This is a genomic window from Pseudomonas sp. TMP9 (assembly GCF_037943105.1).
In the GTDB taxonomy this organism is placed as follows: domain Bacteria; phylum Pseudomonadota; class Gammaproteobacteria; order Pseudomonadales; family Pseudomonadaceae; genus Aquipseudomonas.
Window position 1 is genome coordinate 1,444,504 of record NZ_CP149803.1, and the last position, 25,079, is coordinate 1,469,582.

Here is a 25,079-nt window from a genome sequence, read left to right on the forward strand (position 1 = left end):
GCGGTGAGCTTGGCTGAATCGTCGTTACATCGGCCGCACTCGCGTCGCTAGACTGGGTCCTCAGCCTTGGAGAGCCCCTATGCGCGAATACCTCAAGCCCAGCCGCTTCATCGATAGTGACCACCCAGCGCTGGTGGAGTTCGCAGAAAAGTTTCGCGGGGCCAGCCGCGACCCACGCGAACAGTCAATTAATCTGTACTACGCCGTGCGTGATCAGATTCGTTACAACCCCTATGTGTTCAGCCGCGACCCCGCAACGCTTAAAGCCAGTCACGCCCTGCAAACGATGGAAAGTTACTGCGTGCCCAAGGCTAATGTGCTCGCCGCTTGCGCCCGCCACTGCGCGATCCCCGCGCGCATTGGCCTGGCTGATGTGCGTAATCATTTAGCCACCCCGCGCCTGCTGCAATTGCTGCGCAGCGATGTATTCGCCATGCATGGCTACACCGAGTTGTACCTTGATGGCCGCTGGGTCAAAGCCACACCGGCGTTTAACTTGGCGCTGTGCCAGCTATTTAACGTGGCTGCGCTGGAGTTTGACGGGGTTAACGACAGCGTGTTTCACCCATTCAACCAACAAGGTGAACGCCACATGGAATACCTGCGTGACCACGGCCAGTTTGCTGACGTGCCGGAGCAGCTGTTCTTTGAGCACTTGGCTGCCTGCTACCCGCATCTGTTTGTCGAGGATGCGCTGTCGATCAGTGGTGACTTCGCCAGCGAAATACCCTCAGCCTGAGTACGCGCTTCTGATCTGCTGAAGCAGTCTATCGACAAGGTCGATAAGCACCATCAGAAACTTCCGAGTTTCTTCCTGCGCGCTCGCTGCTAGGCTGCGAGACCGCCTTGCCGCTGACAGCGTGCGGCAAAAGAGCTGCGGTGAAGGCGATTCAAGGGCTAGACTTGGCCCCCTTCACGCTGCGTGGCGCAGCCCGCGCACATTTCTTTTATTGACCAGGTGTGCACATTTTTATGAGTACTGCTCTGTCCATTCGCCAGTTGACCAAGACCTATGGCAACGGCTTTCAAGCGTTACATGGCATCGATCTTGATGTGGCCGAAGGTGACTTTTTTGCCTTGCTTGGCCCCAACGGTGCAGGCAAGTCCACCACCATCGGCATTCTCTCCACCCTGGTGACCAAAAGCAGTGGCACCGTCAATGTGTTTGGCCACGACTTGGATAAACAGCCTTCGGCGCTTAAGCGCTGCTTGGGCGTGGTGCCGCAGGAATTCAACTTCAACCAGTTCGAGAAGGCCTTCGACATTGTCGTGACCCAGGCCGGTTACTACGGCATTCCCGCGAAGATTGCCAAGGCACGGGCTGAGCAATACCTCACACAGCTGGGCTTGTGGGACAAACACAACGTGCCGTCACGCGAACTGTCCGGCGGTATGAAGCGCCGTCTGATGATTGCCCGCGCGCTGGTGCATGAGCCGCGCTTGCTGATCCTCGATGAGCCGACCGCAGGCGTCGACATCGAACTGCGCCGCTCGATGTGGAGTTTTCTCACCGAGCTAAATCAGCAGGGCATCACCATTATTCTGACCACTCACTACCTGGAAGAAGCCGAGCACCTGTGTCGCAACATCGGCATCATCGATCACGGGCGGATTGTCGAAAACACCAGCATGAAAGACCTGCTGAAGAAGCTGCATGTGGAGACCTTCCTGCTCGACGTGAAAGGTTCCTTGCAAGCCGCGCCGCCGTTGCTTGGCTACCCGGCGCAGTTGCTTGATGACCACACCTTAGAAGTCCAAGTGGACAAGGCCCAAGGCATTACCGAGCTGTTCCGCCAGTTGGCGCTGCACAATATCGAGGTACTCAGCTTGCGCAATAAAACCAATCGTCTTGAAGAGCTGTTCGTCTCCCTAGTGGAAAAAAATCTGGTGAAGGGGACGGTATGAGCACGGCGTATCTGAACTCTGAATTTGCCGCCAATATGGTGGCGCTGCGTACCATCGTCTATCGTGAGATTCGCCGTTTTACCCGCATCTGGCCGCAGACCCTGCTCCCGCCAGCCATCACCATGGTTTTGTATTTCGTGATTTTCGGCAACCTGATCGGCCGGCAGATCGGCGACATGGGCGGCTTCACCTACATGGAGTACATCGTGCCGGGGCTGATCATGATGTCAGTGATCACCAACTCCTATAGCAACGTGGTCTCGAGCTTCTTCGGCAGCAAATTCCAACGTTCGATTGAAGAGCTGATGGTCTCGCCGGTCTCGCCGCACATCATCCTCACTGGCTATGTGATTGGCGGGGTATCGCGCGGCCTGGCAGTCGGCTTTATCGTCACCCTGCTGTCGATGTTTTTCACCAAGCTGCAGGTGCATCACTTAGGCGTGACCGTGCTAGTGGTGCTGCTGACCTCAACGATCTTCGCTCTTGGCGGCTTTATTAACGCGGTATTTGCGCGCAATTTTGATGACATTTCGATCATCCCAACCTTTGTCCTCACGCCGCTGACTTATCTGGGTGGGGTGTTCTACTCAATCACCATGCTGCCACCGTTTTGGCAAACGGTGTCGCTTGCCAACCCAGTGCTGCACATGGTCAACGCTTTTCGTTACGGCATCCTCGGGGTTTCTGATATCCGGATCGGGGTGGCCATCAGCTTCATGCTGGTCGCAACCGCCGTGCTCTACGGCATCTGCATCCGCCTGCTGATCAGTGGCCGCGGTATGCGTCAGTAACCTGCCGTCAATTTTAATATTGGGAAACATTTTTAACGGCTGAGCTGAATGGCCCGGCCGTTAGACTGATCCTCTACACGCACTAGAGGTTGTATATGTTTGCCCGCGCGCCTGCTTTGCCTACTCTGTTCGCCACCGCCGCTTTGCTGTGTTTGTTTGCCAGTGCCCAGGTCTCTGCCAATGAAGGACCGCTGGTTGAGGTGGTTACGCCTGAACAGCTGCTGGTGCGTGATGAGTTGGTGACCTTTGGTTCGCTGACGCCGGACGAATCGGTGATGATCCGCCCCGAAATCAGTGGCCGTATAGCCCAGCTGCATTTTGCTGAAGGCCAGCGTGTTGAAGCCGGTGCTCTGCTGGTCAGTTTGGATGACGCGATTACGCGAGCAGAATTGGCTTTGGCAAACGCCAACTTGAACTTGGCGGAAAAGAACTTTCAGCGCGCACAGATGTTGTTCAAGCGGGGTGCCAGCAATGCCCAGGCATTGGATGAAGCCAACGCCCAGCAGCAAGCCTCGCGCGCCAGCGTGGCCCTCTCGCAAGCACGGCTAGACAAGACCCGCATTCTTGCTCCCTACGCCGGCGTGCTGGGCTTGCGCCAGGTCAGCCCTGGCGATTACCTCAGCGAAGGCCAGGATATCGTTAATCTTGAGGTACTCGATCCGCTTAAAGTGGATTTTAGTATTCCGCAAAAAGCGGTCAGCCAGATTCGTCTCAAGCAATCGGTTGAAGTCAGCCTGGATGCCTATCCGGGGGAGCGTTTCAGTGGTGAGATTTTTGCCATCAACCCACGTTTAGATGAAGCGGGGCGTAGCCAAGCAATCCGCGCGCACCTCAGCAACCGCGAAGGGCGGTTGAGCCCGGGGCAATTTGTCCGGGTTTCGGTGATTCTGGCTGAACGTCCGAATGCCCTGGTCATCCCAGAAGAAGCCGTGATGCCCGTGGGCGAGCAGCGCCTGGTCAACCTAGTGGTGGCGGGTAAGGTTGAATTGCGCGAGGTCACGTTGGGCAAGCGCTTGGCGGGTAAGGTCGAAGTGGTTGAGGGCCTGCAAGGCGGTGAAACCCTGATCAGTGCCGGCTGGCAGAAGGTCCGCGCGGGCTCGCCAGTGCGCACCAAGGCGGTGGAGCCGCGGCCATGACCCTGTCTGATATTTGCATCCGTCGGCCCGTATTTGCCACGGTGCTGTCATTGATTGTGGTGCTGCTCGGGTTGATGGCCTACGACCGCTTGGCGGTGCGCGAGTACCCGAATATCGACGTGCCGATTGTCACGGTTAACGTCACCTACCCTGGGGCAAGCCCGGAGATCATGGAGTCCCAGGTCGCTCAGCCGATTGAGGATGTGCTGTCAGGCATCGAGGGGCTGGATTTTGTCAGCTCCATCAGCCGCTCGGAAAATACCCAGATCACCGCGCAATTTCGCTTGGGCAGTAATTCCGACGAAGCCGCTAATGATGTGCGCGACCGCTTAGGTCGGGTGCGCGGTTTGCTGCCGGATGAGATTGCTGAACCGATCGTGCAAAAGGTTGAGGCTGACGCGCAGCCAGTGATTTGGCTGGCGTTTTACAGTGAGCGCTACAGCGCCATGGAGATCACCGATGTGTTGGAGCGGGTGATCAAGGATCGCCTGCAAAGCATTCCCGGTGTCTCTGAAGTGCAGATTCGCGGTGCGCGCACCTTTGCTATGCGCATCTGGCTGGATCCAGAAAAGCTCGCGGCGCACAACCTCACGGTGCAGGACGTGGAAGATGCTTTGCGCCGGCAGAACGTCGAGATTCCAGCCGGTCGCATTGAATCGCAGCAGCGCGAATTTACGGTGCTGTCGGAAACGGACCTGAACACGCCCGAGCAGTTTAACCAGCTGATACTCGATGATTCTCGCGGTTACCTGCTGCGTTTAGCCGACGTTGGTTATGCCGAAATCGGTGCGCAGGATGAGCGTAGCATCGTGCGCTTCAAGGGCAAGCCTGCGGTATCCATGGGCATGATCAAGCAGGCCACGGCCAACCCGCTGGACATCTCGGATGGGCTTGAAGCGGCAATGCCGGATGTGCGTGCCTTACTGCCTGACGGCATGCACATGGCAGTGGCGAACGACAACTCACAGTTTATTCGCGAGTCCATCGACAACGTCTTCATCACCATCTGGGAAGCCGTTGGGCTGGTCATTCTGATCATCTTTATCTTTCTGCGTTCGCTGCGTGCCACCCTTATTCCGCTGGTGACCATTCCGGTGTCGCTGATCGGTGCATTCGCCCTGATGTCGCTGATGGGCTTCACCATTAATACCCTGACGCTGCTGGCCATGGTGCTGGCCATCGGCTTGGTGGTGGACGATGCCATCGTCATGTTGGAGAACATTCACCGGCATATCGAAGAGGGCATGCAGCCCATGCAGGCGGCTTTTAAGGGCAGCCGCGAGATTGCTTTTGCAGTCATCGCCATGACTCTGACGCTGGCGGCTGTATTCGCCCCTATTGGTTTTATGCAGGGCACCACCGGCAAACTGTTTACTGAATTCGCCTGGACCCTGGCCGGCGCGGTACTGGTGTCGGGTTTCGTGGCCTTAACGTTGACGCCGATGATGTGCGCGCTGTTGCTAAAGCCCCACGAGCCCAATAAGCGGCATAACCGTGTGTACACCGTCATTGAGAATTTCCTCAATGGTTTGACCTACAGCTACAAGCACACGCTGGCCAAGGCGCTGAACCTCTGGGTACTGGTTGTAGGGGTGTTAGTGCTGACCATCGTGGCCTGCGTGCTGCTATTTGCTGGGCTTAAGTCCGAGCTGGCACCAACCGAGGACACGGGCACCATTATTGGCGTGTTTAGCGGCCCAGATGGCGCCACCATTGACTACACCGGCCGCTATGCCCGTGAGCTGGAGGCGGCTTACGCCAGCATTGAAGAAACCAACCGTTATTTGGTGATTGCCGGCTTCCCGACTGTGGCCCAAGGCATTTCCTTTATGAAACTGGAAGATTGGGCTGACCGTTCGCGCAGTCAGTTCGAAATTCGTAATGAACTGCTGCCCAAGATGCAAGAGATTGCCGGCGTGCGGGCCTTCCCGGTCAATCGTCCGCCGCTGGGGCAGAGCGCACGTAATCAGCCGGTCAATTTCGTCATCCGCTCCTCCATGGAGTACCGCGAGTTGCAGGGTTATGTTGATAAATTACTGAGCGAGTTGCGAGACTACCCCGGCCTGGAAAGCCTGGACAGTGACCTTAAGCTCAACGCGCCGCAGCTCAAGGTCGCGGTTAACCGTGAGCAGGCGGTGGCGGTGGGTACTGATGTCGCCACTATCGGCCGCAGCCTGGAAAGCTTATTCGGCAGCCGCCAGGTCACCCGCTTCAAGCAAAATGGCGAGCAATACGATGTGCTGGTACAACTGCAAGACGTCGACCGCAGCAACCCGCAAGACCTTGAGCGTGTGTATGTACGCGGCCGCGATGACAGCATGGTGCAGCTGTCGAATTTGATCGAGGTGCGCGAAACCGTAGCGCCACGTGAGCTTAATCACTTCAACCAACTGCGCGCGGTAACCGTTAGCGCTAACGTCGGTGCCGGCTTCACCTTAGGCGAAGCCTTGACGCATCTGGAGAACACCGCCCGCACGGTGTTCCCGCCGGAAACTCAGTATGACTACACCGGTACCTCGCGGGATTTCAAAGAGTCCAGTTCGGGTATCGCGCTGATTTTCGTCTTGGCGTTGGCCTTTATCTTCTTGGTGCTGGCGGCGCAATTTGAGAGCTTCACCGACCCCCTGATCATTTTATTCAGCGTGCCGTTGTCGATGGCTGGCGCCTTGCTGGCGCTGACCTTGTTTGGCGGCACTCTAAATATCTACTCGCAGATTGGTCTGGTGACGCTGATTGGGTTGATTACCAAACACGGCATCTTGATCGTCGAGTTCGCTAATGTATTGCTGCGCCAAGGCCATGAAGTACGGGCGGCGGTGATTGAGGCTTCGGTGCAGCGCCTGCGGCCGATTCTGATGACCACCGGGGCCATGGTGCTGGGCTCGGTACCATTGGCAATTGCCACGGGTGCGGGGGCAGAGAGTCGTCAGCAGATTGGCTTGGTGATTGTTGGCGGTCTGTTGGTCGGCACGTTCTTCACGCTGTTTGTCATTCCGACCCTGTATATGTTGCTGCGCCGCTGGCGGCCAATCAAACAATCGAATGAAGCGATAACAGCGGCCTAGCATGTCCAGCGCGTCGCAACGGCGCGCGGGGCTAATCAAGGCTGTATGATTATGTTTTTGCGCCGGCAATTGATGCTGTGCCGGTGTATAGGCCGAGACATTTATGTACCAACTCGATGACCTGCTGCACCTCATGGCACGCCTGCGTGATCCACTGCATGGTTGCCCGTGGGACCTTAAACAGAGCTACGCGACCATCGTGCCGCACACCCTTGAAGAAGCCTACGAGGTGGCCGATGTAATCGAGCGTGCTGACTTCGACCACCTGCCCGGTGAGCTGGGCGACCTGCTATTTCAAGTGGTGTATTACAGCCAATTGGCGCGCGAAGAAGGGCGCTTCGAGTTTGCCTACGTAGTCGATGGCATCACCCGTAAGCTGCTGCACCGTCACCCTCATGTGTTCCCCGATGGCGACCTGTATGGCGCGGTAGAAGTGGCCAAGTTGGATGAGGTGGCAGTCAAGCAACGCTGGGAAGCCATCAAGGCTGAAGAACGTGCTGAGAAAGCCGCTGCTCCCGAGCAACTGTCGCTGCTGGATGATGTGCCTACGGGCATGCCGTCACTGAGCCGGGCGATTAAATTGCAAAAGCGCGCGGCTCAGGTTGGTTTCGATTGGCCGGATGCCTTGCCAGTGGTCGATAAGGTGCGCGAAGAACTGGATGAAGTGCTCGAGGCCATGAGCGAGAACGACGCCGGAGCCATCAGCGAGGAGATCGGCGACCTGTTGTTTGTGGTCAGCAACTTGGCGCGGCACCTTAACGTTGACCCGGAAACGGCCTTGCGTGCAGCCAATGCTAAGTTTGAGCGGCGCTTTCGTTTTATCGAGCAGGCATTGCGCGAAGCGGGTCGGGCTATGCAAGATTGCACCCTGGATGACTTAGATGCGCTATGGGGTGAGGCGAAGAAGCTCGAGAAGCTCACCCCGAGCGACTGAATAGGTGGGCGCCCCATGCCCATATGCGGCATGTTACGGGTGGCTGCGGCCATTCAATATTGATGCTTGGAAAGGTAGGTTATGGCTCTCTCACTACGCGACCAGATGCTAAAAGCCGGGCTGGTCAACGAAAAGCAGGCTAAGCAGGTCGGCAAGGAACAACAGAAAAAGCAGCGTCTGGAGCAAAAAGGACACATTGAAAAGGACGAGTCGCAAAAGCTTGCTGCGCAACAGGCCATGGCCGAGAAGGCCGCGCGCGATCAAGCGCTAAACCGCCAGCAGCAAGAAAAGGTCGAGCAAAAAGCCCGCACCGCTCAGGTTAAGCAACTGATTGAAGTGTCGCGTTTGCCCAAGCTGACCACTGAGGATTACTACAACTTCGTCGACGATAAGAAGGTTAAACGTTTACCGGTGAACGCGCTGATGCGCAATAAACTCAGCAGCGGCTCATTGGCCATTGTCCGTCACGGTGGCGGCTACGAAGTCATCCCGCGCGAAGCGGCGTTGAAGATTCAGGAGCGCGATGCGCAGCGTGTGGTGTTGCTCAACACCCCAACCGAAGCGCCGGATGCCGATGATCCCTACGCGGCCTATCAAGTGCCGGATGATCTGATGTGGTGATGACCAGCAGCCGTTTAGCGGGCTGCCGCAGGTCAGGTTTTATCCGCTCTAAACAGGTCGCATAAACGGCCCTGATTCGACCGATTAGCCTGTATAAAAAACCGAGCCACCGGCTCGGTTTTTTTGTAGGCAGGGCGCGATCAGTCCTGCCGACCTGCGACGGTTTTACCATTGACCGTGCCTTCCTTGAGCATGATCTGGTATTCCTTGCCGTCCGTCTCAACCTGATGCAGGCGCACCAGCAGGTAGTCCCAGTCCTTGGCGAACCAGAGGATGGTTTTACGGCTGCTTTGCGTCGGGTCGCGCACTCGCTCGACCTTAATCGCATCAATTAAGCCCGCCTTGGTCCGCACCACTTCTTCACCAAGGACGCGGAAATCATAAGTTTCCACCTCGTCGCCATCGACCACCTGGTAACTCATGCTTTGGGTGCCGGCGGCCACGTCGTATTGCAAGGCTAACTGGTAAGTCGATTTATCCAACAAGCCGCGGTTCAACGGTAGGCGAACAGGTTTACCGCGATCGCTGCCGATGACCTGTTTGGCTTGCCAGTCGAAGTCATGCTCAATTTTTTTACCTTTGCCCAAGCCATTGCGCTCGTACAGATAGGTGTGTGGCAGGAACACTTCTTTATCGATGCGAAGCGTGCTTTGTTCAGTCACGCTGGCCACCAGCATGGAAGCTTCAAAGCTCAGTTGCCACAGGCCATCATCCAAGGCTTGCAGGCTGCGCTCGGCGCTGCCACTGACGGGCAGTTGCTTCCAGTCGGCGGTGTAGCTGGCTGAGAAAGGTTTTAGCTCGACAGCCAATGCTGGCAGGCAAATAAGCGAGAGGGCGAACAATAAGGCGCGACCCATGGTGTCTCCTGGTTAAGTTCAAGGCTGCGTTCGAGTTTGGTATCCGCTGGCCGGCAACAGTTGCTCATCCAACATGGCCCCTTGCGGCGTTAGCTGCAAGCGGCCCTCAGCGAACCAGCGAACAGCCAATGGATAAATGACATGTTCCTGCGCATGCACGCGCTGCGCCAAGCTCGTCGTGGAGTCATCCGCTTGCACCGATACCAGTGCCTGTAGGACCAAGGGGCCGCCATCGAGTTCCTCGCTGACGAAATGCACGCTGCAACCATGTTCCCTGTCACCGGCATCCAGCGCCCGTTGATGGGTATGCAGGCCTTTGTACTTTGGCAGCAAGGAGGGGTGGATATTCAGCAGGCGCCCCGCGTAATGACGGACAAAATCAGGGGTCAGAATGCGCATGAAACCGGCCAGCACCACCAGCTGCGGATCATAGCTGTCGATGGCATGCATCAACGCGGCGTCGAAAGCTTCACGGCCGTCGTACTGCTTGTGGTCAAGCACCTGGGTGGCGATACCGGCTTGTTTCGCACGCGCCAAACCGTAAGCATCGGCGCGATTACTAATCACCGCGCAGATACGAGCCGGGCTGCTCTTGGAGGAGTCAGCGCCGGTTTGGGTGCTGTCAATCAGCGCCTGCAGGTTGCTGCCGGAACCAGAAATCAGCACCAGCACATTACACGTTGCCGGCATTAGCGCTGTTTCAGGTTGTTCAGTACGACCTGGGCAGCACCTTCAGTCGCTGCAGTGATCTGGCCGATTACCCATGGCTGCTCACCGGCAGCTGTGAGGGTTTGCAGGGTGATGTCGACGTGTTCCTGCGCCACACAAATCACCATGCCGACGCCGCAGTTGAGTACGCGGTGCATCTCATGTTCATCGACATTGCCTTGCTCTTGCAGCCAATCAAATACCGCCGGCCGCGTCCAGCTGGCCACATCGACCACTGCTTGTGCGCCTTTTGGCAGCACCCGTGGGATGTTATCGAGCAAGCCGCCGCCGGTGATATGGGCCATGGCTTTAACGGCGCCGGTGTCTTTGATCAGCTTGAGCAGTGGCTTGACGTAGATGCGCGTTGGCGTCATCAGCAGATCAGCCAGTGGCTTGCCGTCAACCTGGGTGGTTTCGATATCCGCGCCGCACACTTCGATGATCTTACGGATCAGCGAGTAGCCGTTGGAATGAGGGCCGGAAGACGGCAGGGCAATCAGGGCATCACCGTTGGCCACTTTGGAGCCGTCGATGATCTCCGCTTTTTCCACAACACCGACGCAAAATCCCGCCAGGTCGTAGTCTTCGCCTTCATACATGCCAGGCATTTCAGCCGTTTCACCGCCAACCAATGAGCAGCCAGCCAGCTCGCAGCCTGCGCCAATACCGGTGACCACGGTCGCCGCGACATCAACATTAAGTTTGCCGGTGGCGTAGTAGTCGAGGAAGAACAGCGGTTCAGCGCCGCACACCACCAAGTCATTGACGCACATGGCGACCAGGTCCTGGCCGATGCTGTCGTGTTTGTTCAGGTTCAGCGCCAGGCGCAGTTTGGTGCCGACGCCGTCAGTGCCGGAGACCAGTACGGGCTGCTTGTAGCCAGCCGGGATTTCACAGAGTGCGCCGAAGCCGCCCAGCCCACCCATGACTTCCGGACGTGCAGTGCGCTTGGCCACGCTTTTGATGCGCTCGACCAGGGCTTCGCCGGCATCTATATCTACACCTGCGTCCTTGTAGCTAATGGAGGGTTGCTTGCTCATTGATCCAGGCCTTTAGGGGAAATTCGGATGGGCACCGCCGCGTGCGGTGGCGGTCTACGAAGGCGCGCGATTTTATCAGGCTTACCCGGCAGCGGCCAGCCGCGCCGGTTGTGGCCGTTGGGGCAGCTGCCGAATGTGGCTAAATTGCACGCAATCTGCTGATTGCAGGCCATGCGGAACTGAAAATGCCTTGGGAAAGGGCCTTAACAGCCACTAAACTCGCTGCCCTTAGCCCTTGTCAGCGGCCACGCGTGACCTGCGCCGGCACTGCTGTTGTTACACTTGACCTGTATGCCACTTTCCGTCCGTCGAGAATTTATAGATGCGTTTCGCCACTCGCCTACTGCTTGCCTGTCTTTCATTTGTTGCTCTGCCAGCTTTTGCCGCGCCTGTGAGTGATTTGTACCAGGTCCGTGAAGCGGTCAGCAGCCAGCAGCCAGAGGAACGCGCTGCTGCACTGAGCCGTGCGCTGGACACCTTGGTACTGCGCTTAACCGGTAAAACCGACGCGGCGCAAAGCCCGGCATTAGCGGCGCTGCGCAACGACCCGCAACAAATCGTCAGCCAATTTAGTTATGAAGGCGAGGTGTTGCAGGTTGATTTTGATCCGCTGAGCACCGAACGTAGCATGCGCCAGGCCGGCTTGGCGCTGTGGGGTGCCAATCGCCCGAGTATTTTGCTGTGGTGGCTGAGTGATGCCAGCGATGGCAGCCGCTTATTGGGTGATGGTCAGGAGGTGGCCGCTCCCTTTATGCAGGCGGCTCAGCACCGCGGGCTGCCGCTGCGCCTGCCGTTGGCTGACTTAGCGGAGCAATTACTTGCGGTGCCAGAAAACCTTACAAGCAACCAACCGGCGGCATTGAGTGAAGCCTCCGAGCGTTACGCTGCTGACGCTTTGCTGGCCGTACTGGCGCGTGAAGCCAACGGTCAGTGGCAGGCTGAGTGGCGGCTGTGGCTGGGCGATGAGCGTGAGCAAGGTACGGTTAAAGGCGCCGATCAAAGCGCACTGGCAGATGCCATCTTGCGCGAGGTCAGTCAGCGTTTGGCGCCGCGCTTTATTGTGGCGGCAGGCGCGGCCACGGGCTTGACCGTTGAAGTGCGCGGCGTCGATCTGGCGCGTTACGCAGAACTGCAACGTATTCTTGAGCCCTTCGCCGCGCAACTGCGCACGGTTCAGGGCGACACGCTGACGTTTAGCGTCAACGCCAATGCCGACCAATTGCGTGCACAACTGAGCCTGGCGCGGCTGCAGGAAGTCCCAGCAGACGTACCACCCGTTGATGCGGACCCTGCAGTCACACCGCCCGTCACCGCTGCGGAGCCTGCGACGCCTAACGTCGCGCAAGGCACAGTGCTGAGGTTTAGTTGGTAGCTTGCCGCCGTTACGTGCCGGTATTGATTTAACGATCGCAGCTCGCAAGCGGTGTTTTATGCGTAACTCAAGCGTCCAGGCCTGGGCGCTTTCAACCTAGAATTTTGGCACAAGGAGGGCGGAGCATGATCGACTCGCATCGTTGGATATGGGCAGTCGCCGCGTTATTACTGGGCGGTTTGCTGTACCTGCTGGCGCCGATTCTCACGCCGTTTTTGATCGGCGTGCTGCTGGCTTATATGGGCGACCCGCTGGTTGATCGCTTAGAGCGCTGGAAGCTCTCGCGCACGTGGGGTGTGGTGGTGGTCTTTGCGCTGATTACATTGGTCATGGCCATTCTGTTGCTGGTGTTGGTGCCCATGCTCGGTAAGCAACTGGTGCGTTTGTATGAGCTGGTGCCGCAAATACTGGATTGGTTACAGCATCAAGCGTTGCCGTGGGTTCAGCTAAAATTAGGTTTGAGCGATGGTTTTTGGCGGTTTGATCAGCTGAAAGAGGCGCTGTCCGGGCAACTGGGTAAAACCACCGATATCGTCGGCATGCTGTTGTCTACTGCCACCGCTTCGGGGTTGGCGCTGTTGGCGTGGGTGGCCAATCTGTTGCTGATTCCAGTGGTGAGCTTTTACCTGATGCGTGACTGGGACCTGATGGTTGCCAAGCTGCGCAGCCTGCTGCCGCGAGGTCGCGAGAGTCTGGTTGTGCAGCTGTTCGGTGAATGCCATGAAGTGCTGGGCGCGTTCTTGCGTGGCCAGTTACTGGTGATGTTGGCGCTGGGCGTGATGTATGCCACCGGGCTGATGATGATTGGCCTAGAGCTTGGCCTGTTGATCGGCGTGCTGGCGGGTCTGGCCAGTATCGTGCCGTACCTCGGTGTCGTGGTCGGGCTTGGCGCCGCCATGACGGCAGGCTTGTTCCAGTTCGGAATGGACGTCTACCCGCTAATGGGTATTGCCGCGGTGTTTATCGTCGGGCAAATGCTCGAGGGCATGCTGCTGACGCCGCTGCTGGTGGGCGATCGCATCGGGCTGCATCCCGTGGCAGTGATCTTCGCGATCATGGCGGGTGGTCAACTGTTTGGCTTTACTGGCATCTTGCTGGCCTTGCCGGTTGCCGCAGTGGTGATGGTTTTAGTGCGTCATCTGCATGATTTCTATAAACTTTCCGATCTTTACGGTGAGCCAGCCAGCGCTCCAGATGAGCCATCCAACCCCGCATGACACCCATTCAACTGCCTCTAAGTGTGCGTTTGCGTGATGACGCCACGTTTGCCAATTACTACCCCGGAGCCAACGCTGCGGCGCTGGGCTATGTCGAGCGGTTGTGCGAGGCCGATGCGGGCTGGACCGAAAGTCTGATCTACCTGTGGGGCGGCGAGGGCGTGGGGCGTAGCCACTTGCTCCAGGCGGCGTGCCTGCGGTTTGAACAACGCGGCGAGCCAGCGGTGTATCTGCCTCTGGCGGAGGTGGTCGAGTACGGTCCGGCGCTGCTGGATAACTTGGAAGGCTGCGAGCTGGTCTGCTTGGACGATTTAGATGCAGTGGCTGGGCACAGTGAGTGGGAAGAAGCGCTGTTTCATCTGTTCAACCGTCTGCGCGACAGCGGTCGGCGGTTGTTGCTTGCGGCCAATACCTCGCCGCGCGAGTTACCGATCAAGTTGGCTGACTTACAGTCGCGTCTAACGCTGGCGTTAGTGTTTCAACTGCACTCATTATCCGATGAAGATAAGTTGCGCGCCTTGCAGCTTCGCGCCTCGCGCCGCGGCTTGCACATGAGCGATGAAGTCGGGCGCTTTATCCTGACTCGAGGTGAGCGCAGCATGAGTGCTTTGTTTGACTTGCTTGAGCGGCTTGACCAAGCGTCGCTGCAGGCCCAGCGCAAATTAACCATTCCTTTCCTCAAGGAAACGCTGGGCTGGTAAGGCCGATTGAACGCCTTTACAACGCTCAATCACTTCTTTTTGGCCTAGATTTCCCCAGCCAACTTACGTTCGTACTGAAAGCGCCAGCGGGTAAACATTAGCGCTGCGCAAAACAGGCTAAAGCTCAACCCGGACAACACCCAACCGTACAACGCTTTGCTCGGGTCGAAAGCCGCCAGTACGCCTTGGATAAAATAAAGATTCACCACAAAACAGGTCCAGGCGTGGGCGCGTGCCGTGCCGAGAATCATGCCCGGTGTTAACAGCAGCAGCGGTGCAAGTTGAGCGCCAAGGACTATCCAAAGCAGATTACTGGGGATGTTGGCGAACCACAGGTTCCACACCACCAGCGCCGCGCCAATGCCAAAAAAACACAACAGGCTGAGTACGCGGCTGATGTTCAAGCGTGGCTGTAGCCACTCCAGCGAGGGTAACGGTTTTGCGACTTTAGCCACGGTGACTCTCCAGTTTTACTGCAGTCTGCGCCAGGCGTTGGCCGAGTGCGCGGCAGAGGGCGATTTCATGTTCATCGAGGGCACGTTTACCATCTTGCCCGGCATGGTGGCTGGCGCCATAAGGCGTGCCGCCGCCACGTGTTTCCAGCAAAGCGCCTTCGCTGTAAGGCAGGCCGGTAATCAGCATGCCGTGGTGCAGCAGCGGCAGCAGCATCGACAACAGAGTAGTTTCCTGGCCGCCATGCAGGCTGGCAGTTGAGGTAAACACCCCGGCAGGTTTGCCCACCAGGCTACCGGTCAGCCACAGGCTGCTGGTGCTGTCGATAAAGTACTTGAGTGGCGCGGCCATGTTGCCAAACCGGGTCGGGCTGCCGAGTGCCAGACCTGCGCAGTTTTTCAAGTCATCCAAGCTGGCGTACAACGCGCCTTCTGCCGGAATATCCGCTGCAACTGCCTCGCATTCGGCGGATATCGCCGGCACAGTGCGCAGGCGCGCTTCTAAACCGCCCAATTCCACTCCGCGGGCAATCTGTCGGGCCATTTCGGTGGTAGCGCCATGGCGGCTGTAATACAGCACCAAGATGTAGGCTGAGCTCACGGTAAAATCTCCAGAATGGTTTCAGGCGGGCGACCGATAACTGCTTTGTCACCGACAACCAAAATGGGTCGTTCAAGCAATTTTGGCTGGCTGAGCAGGGCGTCGAACAGTTGCTCGTCAGTCAATTGCAGGTTGCTCAGGCCCAGGGCCTTGTAGTCATCTTCGCCGGTACGCAGCAGTTGCCTGACGTTCAGGCCGAGCGTGCTTAACAGCGTCTGCAACTGGACAGCGTTCAGGGGCGTTTCCAGGTAGCGCACGATGGTTGGGCTGAACCCGCGCTCTTGCAACAGGTGCAGTGCGTTACGCGATTTAGAGCAACGCGGGTTATGGTAAAGCGTCATAGCGGTCATGGTCGGGTCGCCGGTCACCTTCGATGGAAGCTATTCTAACCGCTAACGGCGCCCAGTAAGCAGGTTGCCAGGGTGCAAATGGCTAAGGAGCAGGCATGTTGCAACGCATCAACACTCTCTGGGAATTTTGGCGCTTTTTGCTGCAGCGCTTTATTGCTGACCAAGGCACTAATAATGCGGCGGCACTGACCTACACCACCTTGTTTGCGGTGGTACCGATGATGACGGTGACGTTTTCCATGCTCTCCGCGATTCCGGCGTTTCAGGATACGGGCGAGCAAATCCAGAGTTTTATCTTCAGCAACTTCGTACCGTCCGCCGGCGAAGCCCTGCAGCAATACCTGCGCGACTTCACCACCCAAGCGCGGCAGCTGACCTGGATTGGCGTGGCACTGTTAGCCGCCACCGCGTTTTGGATGCTGGTGACCATCGAGAAGACCTTCAATACCATCTGGCGCGTGCGCCAACCGCGCCGTGGCGTGTCGAGCTTTCTTCTGTATTGGGCGATTCTCAGCCTAGGGCCCTTGCTGCTTGGCGGTGGTTTTGCCATCAGCACCTACTTCACCTCACTTTCGCTGATTTCCGGGCCGGGCGCTTTGCTGGGTGTGCAAGCCTTGCTCAAATTTATGCCGCTGCTGTTTAGCGTCGCCGCGTTTACCTTGCTGTTTGCCACGGTGCCGAATGCTCATGTACCGATGCGTCATGCTTTACTGGGCGGGCTATTTGTAGCGATTTTGCTTGAAGCAGCCAAGATGCTGTTTGGCCTGTATGTGCGCCTTTTCCCTGGTTATCAGCTGATTTATGGCGCGTTTGCTACGGTGCCGTTGTTTCTTTTATGGATCTATCTGTCTTGGCTGATCATCCTCTTCGGCGCTCAATTGGTCTGCAACCTGGGCGTTCCCCAGCACTGGCGCAAACGTGAGATGCCACGTCTGTTGATGGCGCTTGGCGTTTTGCGGGTTTTTTATGAGCGTCAGCAATCAGGCTTGAAGGTGCGTTTGCGCGATATGCATCGCCAAGGCTGGTTACTGGCTGAGCATGAGTGGGAAGAGATTTTGTTTTTTCTCGAACAACAAAAGCTTGTTGCGCCAACGGGATCGGGTTACTGGGTACTCAGCCGCGACCTTAGTCATTACTCACTGCAACAATTACTCAGCCACAGCCCGTGGCCGCTGCCAAGAGCTGAGAACCTGCCTGAGCAGCTAGATGAGGCGTGGTACCCGGCCTTACGCAGCAGCTTGGCAACGTTGCAAAACGCGCAAGCGGCGCTATTTGATGGTGACCTGGCGCAGTGGCTGCAGCCTCAGGCTAAGTCACTGGAGTGACGTAAAACGTCAGTTTGCAGCGTTGTGCTGCTGGCGCTCGGCGGCGCTTGTGATTCGGCAGTTCGCCAAGCATGGCGATCGGCGAGCTGGCACGCTTCTGGCTAATAAGCCTTCATACAGCGATCAGGTGGCCATTGGGGCAAGGCTTGGCGGAGTGTGAAGGCGTTATGACAGCTACAAAAGGCAGTGTGATTCATCTGGATCAGCGTGACCCGCAAGAGGCCCTCAAACGCCTCAATCGCGTTACCGGTTTACGCTTTAGCAGCTTGCCGCATTCCTTGGTCAACCTGAACGACTCTAGGGCGCAAGCTCAAGTCGACGAAACGGCTATGCAGCCAGACTCAGATTACTTGCGTGGAGCGGTTGCACGGCTGTCGCGTTAAACGCAAAACCCCGCGAGACGCGGGGTTTTGGCTTAACACGGCGCTATCAGGCAAGGGCTTGGCGGGTGTCAACGTGTGCCAGTTCGACCGCTTGTACAAATAACTCCTCAACAACCAGGCTCGTCGCCGGAACGGCAGAGCGCATGCGGACCTGCATCTCTTCGATTTTAACGTTGACCGGCAAACGGGCGATGCTGGACAGCAGAATTTTACTGTGCGGATTAACCTTGCCGTGATCGACCATGACTTCACGGCGCGCAGTGCCGTCGCGGTAGCTGATAAGCAGTGACACTGGCAGATTAGCCAGGCCAGGCAGGTGCAGCCATGCCGCTACGTTGAACTCCGCCACGCGCCCTTCGTATGGGGTGACGTGTAAGCGGGCGAGATTAACGATGGCAGTTGGCACTGGGCCGACCAACTTATCGAGGGCTTGGGTCATGGTGGTGTTCCCGGCTAGTAACAAATCGCAGCAAGCGTGAGTGCGCGTAATTATAAGCTCGGCCCTGTTGATCAAACTGTGCACTCGGCCGCCGTGCGGCGTGACCTTTCTCGCAGTTTTAGCCTAACAATCTGCGCGTCTAGGCCAGTTGCATCGGATAGCGAGTGACCGAGGCGGTGAGCAGGTTCGCCTTCGGCAGCGGCAAGATGGCCTGGTTGTGCGCGCTGGCCATTTGCAGCCAGACGTTTTCCCCCTCCACGAATTGCCCGTGAAGCAGCCACAAACCATGATGCCAGCCATTACCCGGTGCGGGGGTGCTTTGCAGCACACCCGGGTGTGTCTGGGCACTCGGTGCGCGGCGCAGCCATACCGCACGGGGTAAGCCTTTCAGGTAGCGCAACCCTAGATGCAGGCCTTCATTGTTTAAATGACGCCAGCGCACCAGTGCCAAGGTCGGTGTATCGCTGCCGGTGAGAAGAAGAACCAGTTGGCCCACTGACAGTTGCCCAGCCGCCTCAGTGCTGCATAACAAGCGGGCGCCGCCAGCGCTGGCATCGAGCATTTGAACACTGCTGCGCTTGGGCCGTTGTTCCAGCAACTGCGCATGAATAGCGTTGAGCCCAACAATCAAATTGCATTCGGAGCTGAGCTCCGCGCGAGTATGGCGGCGCAACTGGCGACCGGACCAGTGCATTTGCACCCGTTCCAATACTTGGCGCTCAGCAGTGCTTTGCAGGGGCGCCGGATCATGCAGGGCGACCAGCAGGGGCCCCAGTTCAAAGCGGCGTAAGTAATCAGCACTGCCTTGGGGGGTCTGTGCATAGCTGAGGCAAGGCTGGGCTTCGCTCAGGTCGATGACCGGCCCTTCGATTTCTTCTTCCTCATCCCAAGGCAGCAGGCGGGCTAAGTTGGCCAAGGGCGATAGCGCGCCAAATAGCAGCGCACATTCACCGTCAGCTAAGTGGAATGGGTTGCTCAGCGCCAGCAGTAACATCTGCTGATAAAGGCCGCGCAAGGTGCTCGCCGGTTGCGGAATAAATGCCGCTGCCACCGGCTCATCCAGGCAGCCCTGATACTCACCGATCCAATACAGCAGATGGCTGTCGCGCCATAGGCTAGGCGGCGGTTCTTGATACAACTGATAGTGACGCAGCAGGCTTTGGGCGAGAAAGTGCTGAGCCATGTACAAACACCAGGCCAGATGCGGCAAGGATGGCTGGCGACCTTGCAGAATCTGCAACAGCAGGCGCTTAAAGCCAATGGCCAGTTCATTGCACAGGTGCACGAACAACGCCGTTGGCGGATTTTCGCCCTGGTAGGCCTTGCAATAATGCCGGTACTGATCGCTCAAGCTTTGCAGTGCGCGCTGCCTTTCGAGTAAGGTCATAGCGCTGCGGTTAAGCTGAAACAGCAGGCTGAGCACTTGCTGCACGGCCACCTCTGGCGACTGCAAGCGAGCCTGAGCCAATTGCTCGTTGAGCGTGGCCAGTGACGCAACGTCGGTTTCGACGATGTCTGGCACTTCTAGGCGCAAGGCATCTAACGTCATATCAACCTTATTGAATCAGGGAGCGAATGGATGGCAATGCGTTTCCAAGCAATCATTCGTGCTGTAGCGGGCGTTGGCATAGGTCTGATTCTGGCCGGTTGCGCTGAGGACATGGGTGTCGATCAACATGGACGAAAGGTAGCGGCTGAGCGGCTGGATGGCCAGTGGTTAGTGATTAATTACTGGGCACAATGGTGCGCGCCGTGCCGGACTGAGATTCCTGAACTGAATGCCCTAGAGGTGCAACTCAAGGACCAAGCCGTGCAGGTGCTCGGGGTTAACTTCGATGCGTTGCAAGGGGAAAAACTCAGCTTAGCCGCGCAAGACATGGGTATTACCTTCACCGTGCTCGCGCAAGACCCGGCTGAGCGCTATCAATTACCCCGCGCCGAAGCGCTGCCGGTGACCTACATCGTCGACGGTCAAGGCCGCCTGCGTGAGCGCCTACTGGGTGAGCAGAGCGCTGCCGGTCTGACTGCCCGCCTAGTTGCGCTTAAGGCTGAGCAGTAAGCCCATGGCGCGTATATGCATGCATGGCTACGTCAGTGGTGATGTTCAAGGGGTAAGTTTCCGTCAGGCAACCGCGCTCCAGGCCGAGCGCCTTGAACTTGATGGCTGGGTGCGCAACCTGGCGGATGGTCGGGTTGAGGTGCTGTTCGAGGGCGAAGAAGCGGGGGTGGCCGAACTGAGTGGTTGGCTGCAGCAAGGGCCAGAGCATGCTCAGGTCAGTGCATTGGATTTGCAAGAGCAGACGCTGCAAGGGGTTGCCGGGTTTATCGTGCGGCGTTGAGCCGTCAGATTTTACTCAGGGTTTGACGTGCCAGACGTCCAATACTTAGGCCGTGCAGCGCGCTGGTAAAGCGCGGCTGCACAAGACAGTTAGTCGTTGCCAGGGTCAGCGACCAGGCGGCCGGCATCTTGAGTCAAGGCCAGCATAAAGATCTTTTGCAGTTCCGGATCGTTGCGTGTTAGCTCGATTAAGCTTTGTTCCAGCTCACTGGCTTCCTCTTCGAGGCCCAGTTCCGACAGACGTTTAACTCGGTGTACCCATTGAGCAACGTCATCGCCCTCAAGGTCGTTGTAAATCAGCTCATGGGCTTCTTGCAGCTTGCCACGCAGCGTGCGGCTGACCAGCAATGAAGCATCAGCGCGTGCTGAACCCTGATCATCAGCAACGCTTAACAGTAGGGTGCTAATCAGGGTGACATCCTGCTCAGCGAATGGGCTGTCGAGCAAATTCAGACGTAAAACACCGTTGCGGTCGGTTAACAGTTCATGGGTTTGCTCGCCCGCTTTGATCAGCACCGTGCGCTCAGCCCATGGCAGGCTTGAGTATTCCAAGCGCGCGTCATGGCGGCGTTCTTCCAAGCTGGCGAGGTTCTGTTGCGAGCGGCCATTGGACTCGACGTTGATCGCCGGGTTAAGGCCGGCAAAGCCGTAACTTATCCAGTCCTTGGTTGCGCTGTCAGGCAAGCTACCGAGCAGCGCCACATTCAGCACATTAGCGCTAATACCACCGACCACAGCCAGTGCCCCAAGTGGCACTTCATAGAGCTCGCGCCACGGCTGATAGGGGGTGTAGCGGTCATAACGACGCGTCACATCAAATGCGGTGACCTCGAAGGTCTTCTGCTCATACACGCGAACGCGGCGCTGCGGTAATTCCAGCACCCGTGGTTCACCCACATCGATCTGCAGGCTGTGATCGAGCAATTTGCGCTCAGTGCGCTCCTCATGCTCACTGCGTTGCGGCAACTGGTTAGCGCAACCGCTGAGGAACAGGCTGCCACCCAACAGGGTGGCGATGAGGCTGAGGGTGTTTCGCTGGTACATGATGACTCGTGCTAAAGGGCTGAGATCAGTGGCTGATGCGGGCTTGGATAAAACTCATAATGTCAGCTGCAGGCACGGCCAGAGCTTCGGTTTCTTTACGGCTCTTGTATTCCAAGTTGCCTTCGGCCAAACCACGGTCGCTGACGACAATACGGTGCGGGATGCCCACCAATTCCATGTCCGCGAATTTGATGCCCGGGCTGGTCTTTTTGTCACGGTCATCAAGCAACACCTCAAATCCTGCTGCGGTAAGTTGCGCATACAGCGTGTCGGTGGCTTCACGAACCGCTTCAGTTTCGTAGCGCAGGGGTACCAAGGCGATCTGGAAGGGCGCCAAGGCATCATTCCAAAGGATGCCGCGCTCATCAAAGTTCTGCTCAATGGCTGCCGCCACCACACGGGAGACGCCGATGCCGTAGCAGCCCATGGTTAGGGTTACCGGCTTGCCATTTTCGCCGAGTACCTGGCAGTTCAGCGCTTCGCTGTACTTGGTGCCCAGTTGAAAGATATGCCCGACTTCAATGCCGCGCTTAATTTCCAGGGTGCCGTTGCCGTCCGGGCTTGGGTCGCCCGCGAGGACGTTGCGCAGGTCTGCTATATCCGGCAGCGGCAAGTCGCGCTCCCAGTTGACGCCGAAGTAATGCTTATCGTCGATGTTGGCGCCGATGGCGAAGTCGCTCATGAATGCGACTGAACGATCGACGATGCACGGTAGCGGCAAGTTCAGCGGGCCGAGGGAGCCAGCACCGGCACCGATCGCGGCGCGCAGTTCGTCTTCAGTGGCCATGGCCAAAGGGCTAGCAACCTGCTCCAAATTGGCCGCTTTGATTTCGTTCAGCTCGTGGTCGCCACGAATGATCAGGGCGATCAGGCTGCCGGGCTTGGCACCATGCACCACGAGGGTCTTAATGGTCTTCTCGATGGCCAGGTTATAGCCTTCAACCAGATCATTGATGGTCTTGGTGTTCGGGGTGTCGATCAAACGCATGGCTTCAGTTGCGGCGCTGCGCTGAGTTTCTCGCGGTATGGCTTCAGCCTTCTCGATATTGGCGGCGTAGTCTGAGGTATTGCTGAAGGCAATATCGTCTTCACCCGATTCGGCCAGCACATGAAACTCGTGAGAGCCGGTGCCACCGATGGAGCCCGTATCAGCGTGCACCGGGCGAAAGTTTAGACCGAGGCGAGTGAACACATTGCAGTAGGCCTGGTGCATACGGTCGTAGGTTTGCTGCAAGGAGGCCTGGTCGACGTGAAAGGAGTAGGCGTCCTTCATGATGAACTCACGGCCGCGCATCACGCCGAAGCGTGGACGCGTTTCGTCACGGAACTTGGTCTGGATTTGATACAGGTTGATTGGCAGCTGCTTGTAGCTGTTCAGCTCGTTGCGCGCCAGATCGGTGATCACTTCTTCATGGGTTGGCCCGGCGCAGAAATCGCGGCCATGGCGGTCCTTCATGCGCAGCAGTTCTGGGCCGTATTGCTCCCAACGGCCAGACTCTTGCCAGAGTTCCGCAGGCTGAATCCCGGGCATCAGCACCTCCAAGGCGCCAGCGGCATTCATTTCCTCGCGCACCACTTTCTCGACCTTGCGCAGCACACGCAGGCCCATGGGCAACCAGGTATAAAGGCCAGATGCTAGTTTGCGGATCATGCCGGCGCGCAGCATCAGCTGATGGCTGATCACTACGGCATCGGAAGGGTTTTCTTTAAGGGTCGAGAGCAGGAACTGGCTGGTACGCATATTTGGCTGTTCTGTCGGTTGCAAGAGGTTTTCAATGGCCGGCATTGTACGGTGCCTGTACACAGGCGTACAGGATGCCGGCGCTTAACAATAAAGGAGAGATGTGTGTCAACACTGACAGCGGAGCAAGTGCAGGCGCTGATTCGAGCGGGGTTGCCGATGGCGGAAGATATCAACCTGTGTATCGACCGGCTGGATACTGACGGCGCATTAGCCCGCGTGCCATTTCACAGCAAATTGGTTCGCCCAGGCGGCACATTATCCGGCCCAACCATTATGGCGCTGGCTGACGCGGCGATGTATGCAGTGGTGCTGGGTAGGCTAGGGCGAGTGGAAATGGCGGTGACCTCGAATTTGAATATCAACTTTCTGGTCAAGCCAAAGCCTGTTGATTTATTGGCCCACGCGCGGATCTTGCGCCTAAGTCGCCGGCAGGCGGTTTGTGAGGTATCGGTGTATTCGCTGGGGTACGAGGATGAGTTGGTCGCGCATGTAACGGGTACCTACGCCTTGCCGATTTAAGTTTTCAGCGGACAAGAAAAAGCCCGACCTAAGTCGGGCTTTCTTTACAAGCTAAGCAGTCTGAGTTACAGAACGCTTAGTGGGTAGTCGACGATTACACGGAACTCGTGGATATCGCCTTCGCCTTGTGCGTCGTTAGCATAGTGAAAAGCCTGGCGGAAGCGTACGGAAAGATCCTTGGCTGGGCCATCTTGAAAGACATACTTAATGTCCAAGTTGGTTTCGCTATGCTTGCCGCCTTTTCCTTGCAGGCCGGCGTAGCCACCAAGAACATCTGCATCAGTGCCGTCGACACCCGTACCCTTAACGTAAGTGGCCATGGTGGTCAGGCCTGGTACGCCTAGACCAGTCCAGTCATAGGTGTAGCCCGCGCGGTAGGATTTTTCGTTAGCGCCGTTGAAATCAGAGTACTGCATGGAGTTGGACAGGAAAATCGAGTCGCCCCCCACGTAGTCGAATGGAGTATCGCCGTTTACTTCCTGGTAGGCAGCCAAAATACTGTGGTAGCCGATAGAGTAGACAGTAGCGAAACTAAATGTGGTGTTACTGATATCGCCCTGCAGAGAATCGCCGGTGTCGGAAGTGCGATAAACGTTCAGGTCGAAGTTCAGGCTCTGATCTTCAGACAGACTCAGGTTGTAGTTGGTGTTCAGGTAGTACTGGTTCCAGGTTTCTTCAAACTTGGAACCATACAGTGTCACACTCAAATCATCGCTGAAGCTGTAGCTGCCGCCAACGAACCCAATGCTGTCGCCGACTTCACCACCACCGTAGTTCAACAGCAATTCGTCATCGCTGTTGGTGGAGGCACGGTTGTTGTAGGCAGTGAAGTAACCGCCTTCCAGAGACAGGTTTTCAATTTCGTTGCTGGTTACGTTGAAACCGGTAGCAGTTTCCGGCAGCAGGCGGCTGTGGGAGGTAGCAAAGACAGGGGCTTCGGTACGCATTTCTCCATACTTGAGAACTGAGTTTGAAATACGAGCCTTAACTGCACCGCCGGCTTCAGAATATGAATCTTCAGCGGTGCCGTCACCGTCGATAGGTAGCAGGCCGGTGTTGTTACGACCGTCGCCGCTATCAAGTTTGATGCCTAGATAGCCATACGCATCAACACCAACGCCAACTGTGCCCTGGGTGAAGCCTGAGGTGAGCTCAGCCATAAAGCCATGAGCCCATTCTTCCCTTTTGTTTTGGCCTGGGGCGTTGTTCTTGAAGTCGCGCTGGAAGAAGTAGTTGCGATTTTTAAGTGTTAGGTCGCTGTCTTCGATGAAACCTTTCGAGTCAGACTGGCTCGAAGCCATGGCCATTTGGGTACTGCCCGCTGCTACTGCGAGGGCGATTACGCTCCACTTCATCACTTGCATCGTGATTGCTCCTTGGTTTAGAAAATTTGCGCCGTCTGGCTGGTTTTTATTGAGACGACTCTTTCTTTTTGTGTCGGCGGTAACTTATAGCACGCTGCCTATGATGGCGATAGTTGCAGTCTATTCACTACGACTTCTTCACGCTTATGTCGCGAAAGCTTATGAATCATGTC

The 25,079-nt window shown here is 57.1% G+C and carries 26 protein-coding genes; 15 read left to right on the forward strand and 11 right to left on the reverse strand.

All coding sequences use genetic code 11. The annotated features are described in order from the left end of the window. Positions 1–79 precede the first annotated feature (79 nt). From WF513_RS06870 to WF513_RS06900, 7 genes are all read left to right on the forward strand, one after another. On the forward strand, positions 80–739 hold the full coding sequence (locus WF513_RS06870) for a transglutaminase family protein (protein WP_339082686.1): 660 nt from the start codon (positions 80–82) through the stop codon (positions 737–739). A gap of 233 nt (positions 740–972) precedes the next feature. Beyond that, positions 973–1,905: an ABC transporter ATP-binding protein gene (locus WF513_RS06875; RefSeq protein ID WP_339082688.1), complete on the forward strand. Its 933-nt coding sequence runs from the start codon at positions 973–975 to the stop codon at positions 1,903–1,905. 11 nt (positions 1,906–1,916) lie between these two features. Further along, positions 1,917–2,696 (forward strand): ABC transporter permease, encoded by a 780-nt coding sequence (locus WF513_RS06880; protein WP_339083456.1) that lies wholly within the window; start codon positions 1,917–1,919, stop codon positions 2,694–2,696. Positions 2,697–2,791: 95 nt separating this feature from the next. Beyond that, positions 2,792–3,832, forward strand: a complete 1,041-nt coding sequence (locus WF513_RS06885) for an efflux RND transporter periplasmic adaptor subunit (protein ID WP_339082690.1) — start codon at positions 2,792–2,794, stop codon at positions 3,830–3,832. Next, positions 3,829–6,897: an efflux RND transporter permease subunit gene (locus WF513_RS06890; RefSeq protein WP_339082692.1), complete on the forward strand. Its 3,069-nt coding sequence runs from the start codon at positions 3,829–3,831 to the stop codon at positions 6,895–6,897. The genes WF513_RS06885 and WF513_RS06890 overlap by 4 nt, the downstream gene beginning before the upstream one ends. A gap of 103 nt (positions 6,898–7,000) precedes the next feature. Further along, positions 7,001–7,831, forward strand: a complete 831-nt coding sequence (gene mazG / locus WF513_RS06895) for a nucleoside triphosphate pyrophosphohydrolase (RefSeq protein WP_339082694.1) — start codon at positions 7,001–7,003, stop codon at positions 7,829–7,831. Between the two features lie 81 nt (positions 7,832–7,912). Then, on the forward strand, positions 7,913–8,452 hold the full coding sequence (locus WF513_RS06900; RefSeq protein WP_339082696.1) for a DUF2058 domain-containing protein: 540 nt from the start codon (positions 7,913–7,915) through the stop codon (positions 8,450–8,452). 140 nt (positions 8,453–8,592) lie between these two features. Here the strand turns inward: WF513_RS06900 and WF513_RS06905 are convergent, their stop codons facing one another. The 3 genes from WF513_RS06905 to purM are packed head-to-tail and all read right to left on the reverse strand — an operon-like array spanning position 8,593 to position 11,057. After that, a complete protein-coding gene (locus WF513_RS06905; protein ID WP_339082697.1) occupies positions 8,593–9,309 on the reverse strand; it encodes a DUF3108 domain-containing protein in 717 nt (238 codons plus the stop codon). A gap of 18 nt (positions 9,310–9,327) precedes the next feature. Then, the gene (gene purN, locus WF513_RS06910; RefSeq protein ID WP_339082699.1) at positions 9,328–9,999 is read right to left on the reverse strand and encodes a phosphoribosylglycinamide formyltransferase; all 672 of its coding nucleotides are present in this window, start codon (positions 9,997–9,999) and stop codon (positions 9,328–9,330) included. After that, entirely contained in the window at positions 9,999–11,057 is a 1,059-nt protein-coding gene (purM, locus tag WF513_RS06915; protein ID WP_339082701.1) for a phosphoribosylformylglycinamidine cyclo-ligase, read from the reverse strand. Before purM ends, purN begins: the two co-directional genes overlap by 1 nt. A 322-nt stretch (positions 11,058–11,379) precedes the next feature. On the opposite strand from purM, the gene WF513_RS06920 reads away from it, so the two are divergent. The 3 genes from WF513_RS06920 (at position 11,380) to hda (ending at position 14,347) form a co-directional block, all read left to right on the forward strand. Continuing rightward, complete coding sequence (locus WF513_RS06920; RefSeq protein ID WP_339082703.1) at positions 11,380–12,429, forward strand: DUF2066 domain-containing protein; 1,050 nt, start codon at positions 11,380–11,382, stop codon at positions 12,427–12,429. A gap of 125 nt (positions 12,430–12,554) precedes the next feature. Continuing rightward, positions 12,555–13,646, forward strand: a complete 1,092-nt coding sequence (locus WF513_RS06925; protein ID WP_339082705.1) for an AI-2E family transporter — start codon at positions 12,555–12,557, stop codon at positions 13,644–13,646. After that, on the forward strand, positions 13,643–14,347 hold the full coding sequence (gene hda / locus WF513_RS06930; RefSeq protein WP_339082707.1) for a DnaA regulatory inactivator Hda: 705 nt from the start codon (positions 13,643–13,645) through the stop codon (positions 14,345–14,347). The genes WF513_RS06925 and hda overlap by 4 nt, the downstream gene beginning before the upstream one ends. Positions 14,348–14,391: 44 nt before the next feature. Here the strand turns inward: hda and WF513_RS06935 are convergent, their stop codons facing one another. Genes WF513_RS06935 through arsC form a run of 3 tightly spaced genes read right to left on the reverse strand, consistent with a single transcriptional unit; the run spans position 14,392 to position 15,750 of the window. Then, positions 14,392–14,802 (reverse strand): DUF2069 domain-containing protein, encoded by a 411-nt coding sequence (locus WF513_RS06935; RefSeq protein WP_339082708.1) that lies wholly within the window; start codon positions 14,800–14,802, stop codon positions 14,392–14,394. Continuing rightward, positions 14,795–15,400 carry an NAD(P)H:quinone oxidoreductase gene (gene wrbA / locus WF513_RS06940; RefSeq protein WP_339082710.1) on the reverse strand — a complete coding sequence of 202 codons (606 nt, stop codon included), beginning with the start codon at positions 15,398–15,400 and terminating at the stop codon, positions 14,795–14,797. Before wrbA ends, WF513_RS06935 begins: the two co-directional genes overlap by 8 nt. Then, a complete protein-coding gene (gene arsC / locus WF513_RS06945; protein WP_339082712.1) occupies positions 15,397–15,750 on the reverse strand; it encodes an arsenate reductase (glutaredoxin) in 354 nt (117 codons plus the stop codon). Before arsC ends, wrbA begins: the two co-directional genes overlap by 4 nt. A gap of 95 nt (positions 15,751–15,845) precedes the next feature. On the opposite strand from arsC, the gene WF513_RS06950 reads away from it, so the two are divergent. Beyond that, positions 15,846–17,075, forward strand: coding sequence for a YihY family inner membrane protein (locus WF513_RS06950; protein ID WP_339082714.1), 1,230 nt, complete (start codon positions 15,846–15,848; stop codon positions 17,073–17,075). Positions 17,076–17,242: 167 nt separating this feature from the next. Next, a complete protein-coding gene (locus WF513_RS06955) occupies positions 17,243–17,458 on the forward strand; it encodes a hypothetical protein (RefSeq protein WP_339082716.1) in 216 nt (71 codons plus the stop codon). Positions 17,459–17,504: 46 nt separating this feature from the next. On the opposite strand, the gene WF513_RS06960 is transcribed toward WF513_RS06955, so the two are convergent. Together WF513_RS06960 and WF513_RS06965 are read right to left on the reverse strand one after the other, a co-directional pair. Beyond that, on the reverse strand, positions 17,505–17,897 hold the full coding sequence (locus WF513_RS06960; RefSeq protein WP_339082718.1) for a hypothetical protein: 393 nt from the start codon (positions 17,895–17,897) through the stop codon (positions 17,505–17,507). 139 nt (positions 17,898–18,036) lie between these two features. Next, positions 18,037–19,446 carry a PilZ domain-containing protein gene (locus WF513_RS06965; protein WP_339082720.1) on the reverse strand — a complete coding sequence of 470 codons (1,410 nt, stop codon included), beginning with the start codon at positions 19,444–19,446 and terminating at the stop codon, positions 18,037–18,039. 30 nt (positions 19,447–19,476) lie between these two features. Here WF513_RS06965 and WF513_RS06970 point away from each other — a divergent pair, with 30 nt between their 5' ends. Beyond that, complete coding sequence (locus WF513_RS06970; protein ID WP_339082722.1) at positions 19,477–19,956, forward strand: TlpA disulfide reductase family protein; 480 nt, start codon at positions 19,477–19,479, stop codon at positions 19,954–19,956. Positions 19,957–19,960: 4 nt separating this feature from the next. After that, on the forward strand, positions 19,961–20,236 hold the full coding sequence (locus WF513_RS06975; protein WP_339082724.1) for an acylphosphatase: 276 nt from the start codon (positions 19,961–19,963) through the stop codon (positions 20,234–20,236). Between the two features lie 89 nt (positions 20,237–20,325). Here WF513_RS06975 and WF513_RS06980 read toward each other — a convergent pair whose 3' ends face one another. Together WF513_RS06980 and WF513_RS06985 are read right to left on the reverse strand one after the other, a co-directional pair. Next, the gene (locus WF513_RS06980; protein ID WP_339082726.1) at positions 20,326–21,279 is read right to left on the reverse strand and encodes a hypothetical protein; all 954 of its coding nucleotides are present in this window, start codon (positions 21,277–21,279) and stop codon (positions 20,326–20,328) included. Between the two features lie 25 nt (positions 21,280–21,304). Next, positions 21,305–23,020, reverse strand: a complete 1,716-nt coding sequence (locus WF513_RS06985; RefSeq protein WP_339083458.1) for a proline--tRNA ligase — start codon at positions 23,018–23,020, stop codon at positions 21,305–21,307. Positions 23,021–23,134: 114 nt separating this feature from the next. On the opposite strand from WF513_RS06985, the gene WF513_RS06990 reads away from it, so the two are divergent. Beyond that, positions 23,135–23,542 (forward strand): PaaI family thioesterase, encoded by a 408-nt coding sequence (locus WF513_RS06990; RefSeq protein WP_339083460.1) that lies wholly within the window; start codon positions 23,135–23,137, stop codon positions 23,540–23,542. Positions 23,543–23,607: 65 nt separating this feature from the next. On the opposite strand, the gene WF513_RS06995 is transcribed toward WF513_RS06990, so the two are convergent. Beyond that, a complete protein-coding gene (locus tag WF513_RS06995) occupies positions 23,608–24,906 on the reverse strand; it encodes an OprD family porin (RefSeq protein ID WP_339082728.1) in 1,299 nt (432 codons plus the stop codon). Positions 24,907–25,079: the final 173 nt, after the last annotated feature.

Coding starts and splice junctions, on each gene's coding strand:
- WF513_RS06980 (WP_339082726.1), bottom strand. CDS start 21,279: ATGTACCAGCGAAACACCCTCAGCCTCATCGCCACCCTGTTGGGTGGC.
- WF513_RS06985 (WP_339083458.1), bottom strand. CDS start 23,020: ATGCGTACCAGCCAGTTCCTGCTCTCGACCCTTAAAGAAAACCCTTCC.
- WF513_RS06995 (WP_339082728.1), bottom strand. CDS start 24,906: ATGCAAGTGATGAAGTGGAGCGTAATCGCCCTCGCAGTAGCAGCGGGC.
- WF513_RS06870 (WP_339082686.1), top strand. CDS start 80: ATGCGCGAATACCTCAAGCCCAGCCGCTTCATCGATAGTGACCACCCA.
- mazG (WP_339082694.1), top strand. CDS start 7,001: ATGTACCAACTCGATGACCTGCTGCACCTCATGGCACGCCTGCGTGAT.
- WF513_RS06955 (WP_339082716.1), top strand. CDS start 17,243: ATGACAGCTACAAAAGGCAGTGTGATTCATCTGGATCAGCGTGACCCG.
- purM (WP_339082701.1), bottom strand. CDS start 11,057: ATGAGCAAGCAACCCTCCATTAGCTACAAGGACGCAGGTGTAGATATA.
- arsC (WP_339082712.1), bottom strand. CDS start 15,750: ATGACCGCTATGACGCTTTACCATAACCCGCGTTGCTCTAAATCGCGT.
- WF513_RS06890 (WP_339082692.1), top strand. CDS start 3,829: ATGACCCTGTCTGATATTTGCATCCGTCGGCCCGTATTTGCCACGGTG.
- WF513_RS06905 (WP_339082697.1), bottom strand. CDS start 9,309: ATGGGTCGCGCCTTATTGTTCGCCCTCTCGCTTATTTGCCTGCCAGCA.
- WF513_RS06900 (WP_339082696.1), top strand. CDS start 7,913: ATGGCTCTCTCACTACGCGACCAGATGCTAAAAGCCGGGCTGGTCAAC.
- WF513_RS06965 (WP_339082720.1), bottom strand. CDS start 19,446: ATGACGTTAGATGCCTTGCGCCTAGAAGTGCCAGACATCGTCGAAACC.
- hda (WP_339082707.1), top strand. CDS start 13,643: ATGACACCCATTCAACTGCCTCTAAGTGTGCGTTTGCGTGATGACGCC.
- WF513_RS06925 (WP_339082705.1), top strand. CDS start 12,555: ATGATCGACTCGCATCGTTGGATATGGGCAGTCGCCGCGTTATTACTG.
- WF513_RS06950 (WP_339082714.1), top strand. CDS start 15,846: ATGTTGCAACGCATCAACACTCTCTGGGAATTTTGGCGCTTTTTGCTG.
- WF513_RS06875 (WP_339082688.1), top strand. CDS start 973: ATGAGTACTGCTCTGTCCATTCGCCAGTTGACCAAGACCTATGGCAAC.
- WF513_RS06960 (WP_339082718.1), bottom strand. CDS start 17,897: ATGACCCAAGCCCTCGATAAGTTGGTCGGCCCAGTGCCAACTGCCATC.
- WF513_RS06975 (WP_339082724.1), top strand. CDS start 19,961: ATGGCGCGTATATGCATGCATGGCTACGTCAGTGGTGATGTTCAAGGG.
- WF513_RS06970 (WP_339082722.1), top strand. CDS start 19,477: ATGGCAATGCGTTTCCAAGCAATCATTCGTGCTGTAGCGGGCGTTGGC.
- purN (WP_339082699.1), bottom strand. CDS start 9,999: ATGCCGGCAACGTGTAATGTGCTGGTGCTGATTTCTGGTTCCGGCAGC.
- WF513_RS06920 (WP_339082703.1), top strand. CDS start 11,380: ATGCGTTTCGCCACTCGCCTACTGCTTGCCTGTCTTTCATTTGTTGCT.
- WF513_RS06885 (WP_339082690.1), top strand. CDS start 2,792: ATGTTTGCCCGCGCGCCTGCTTTGCCTACTCTGTTCGCCACCGCCGCT.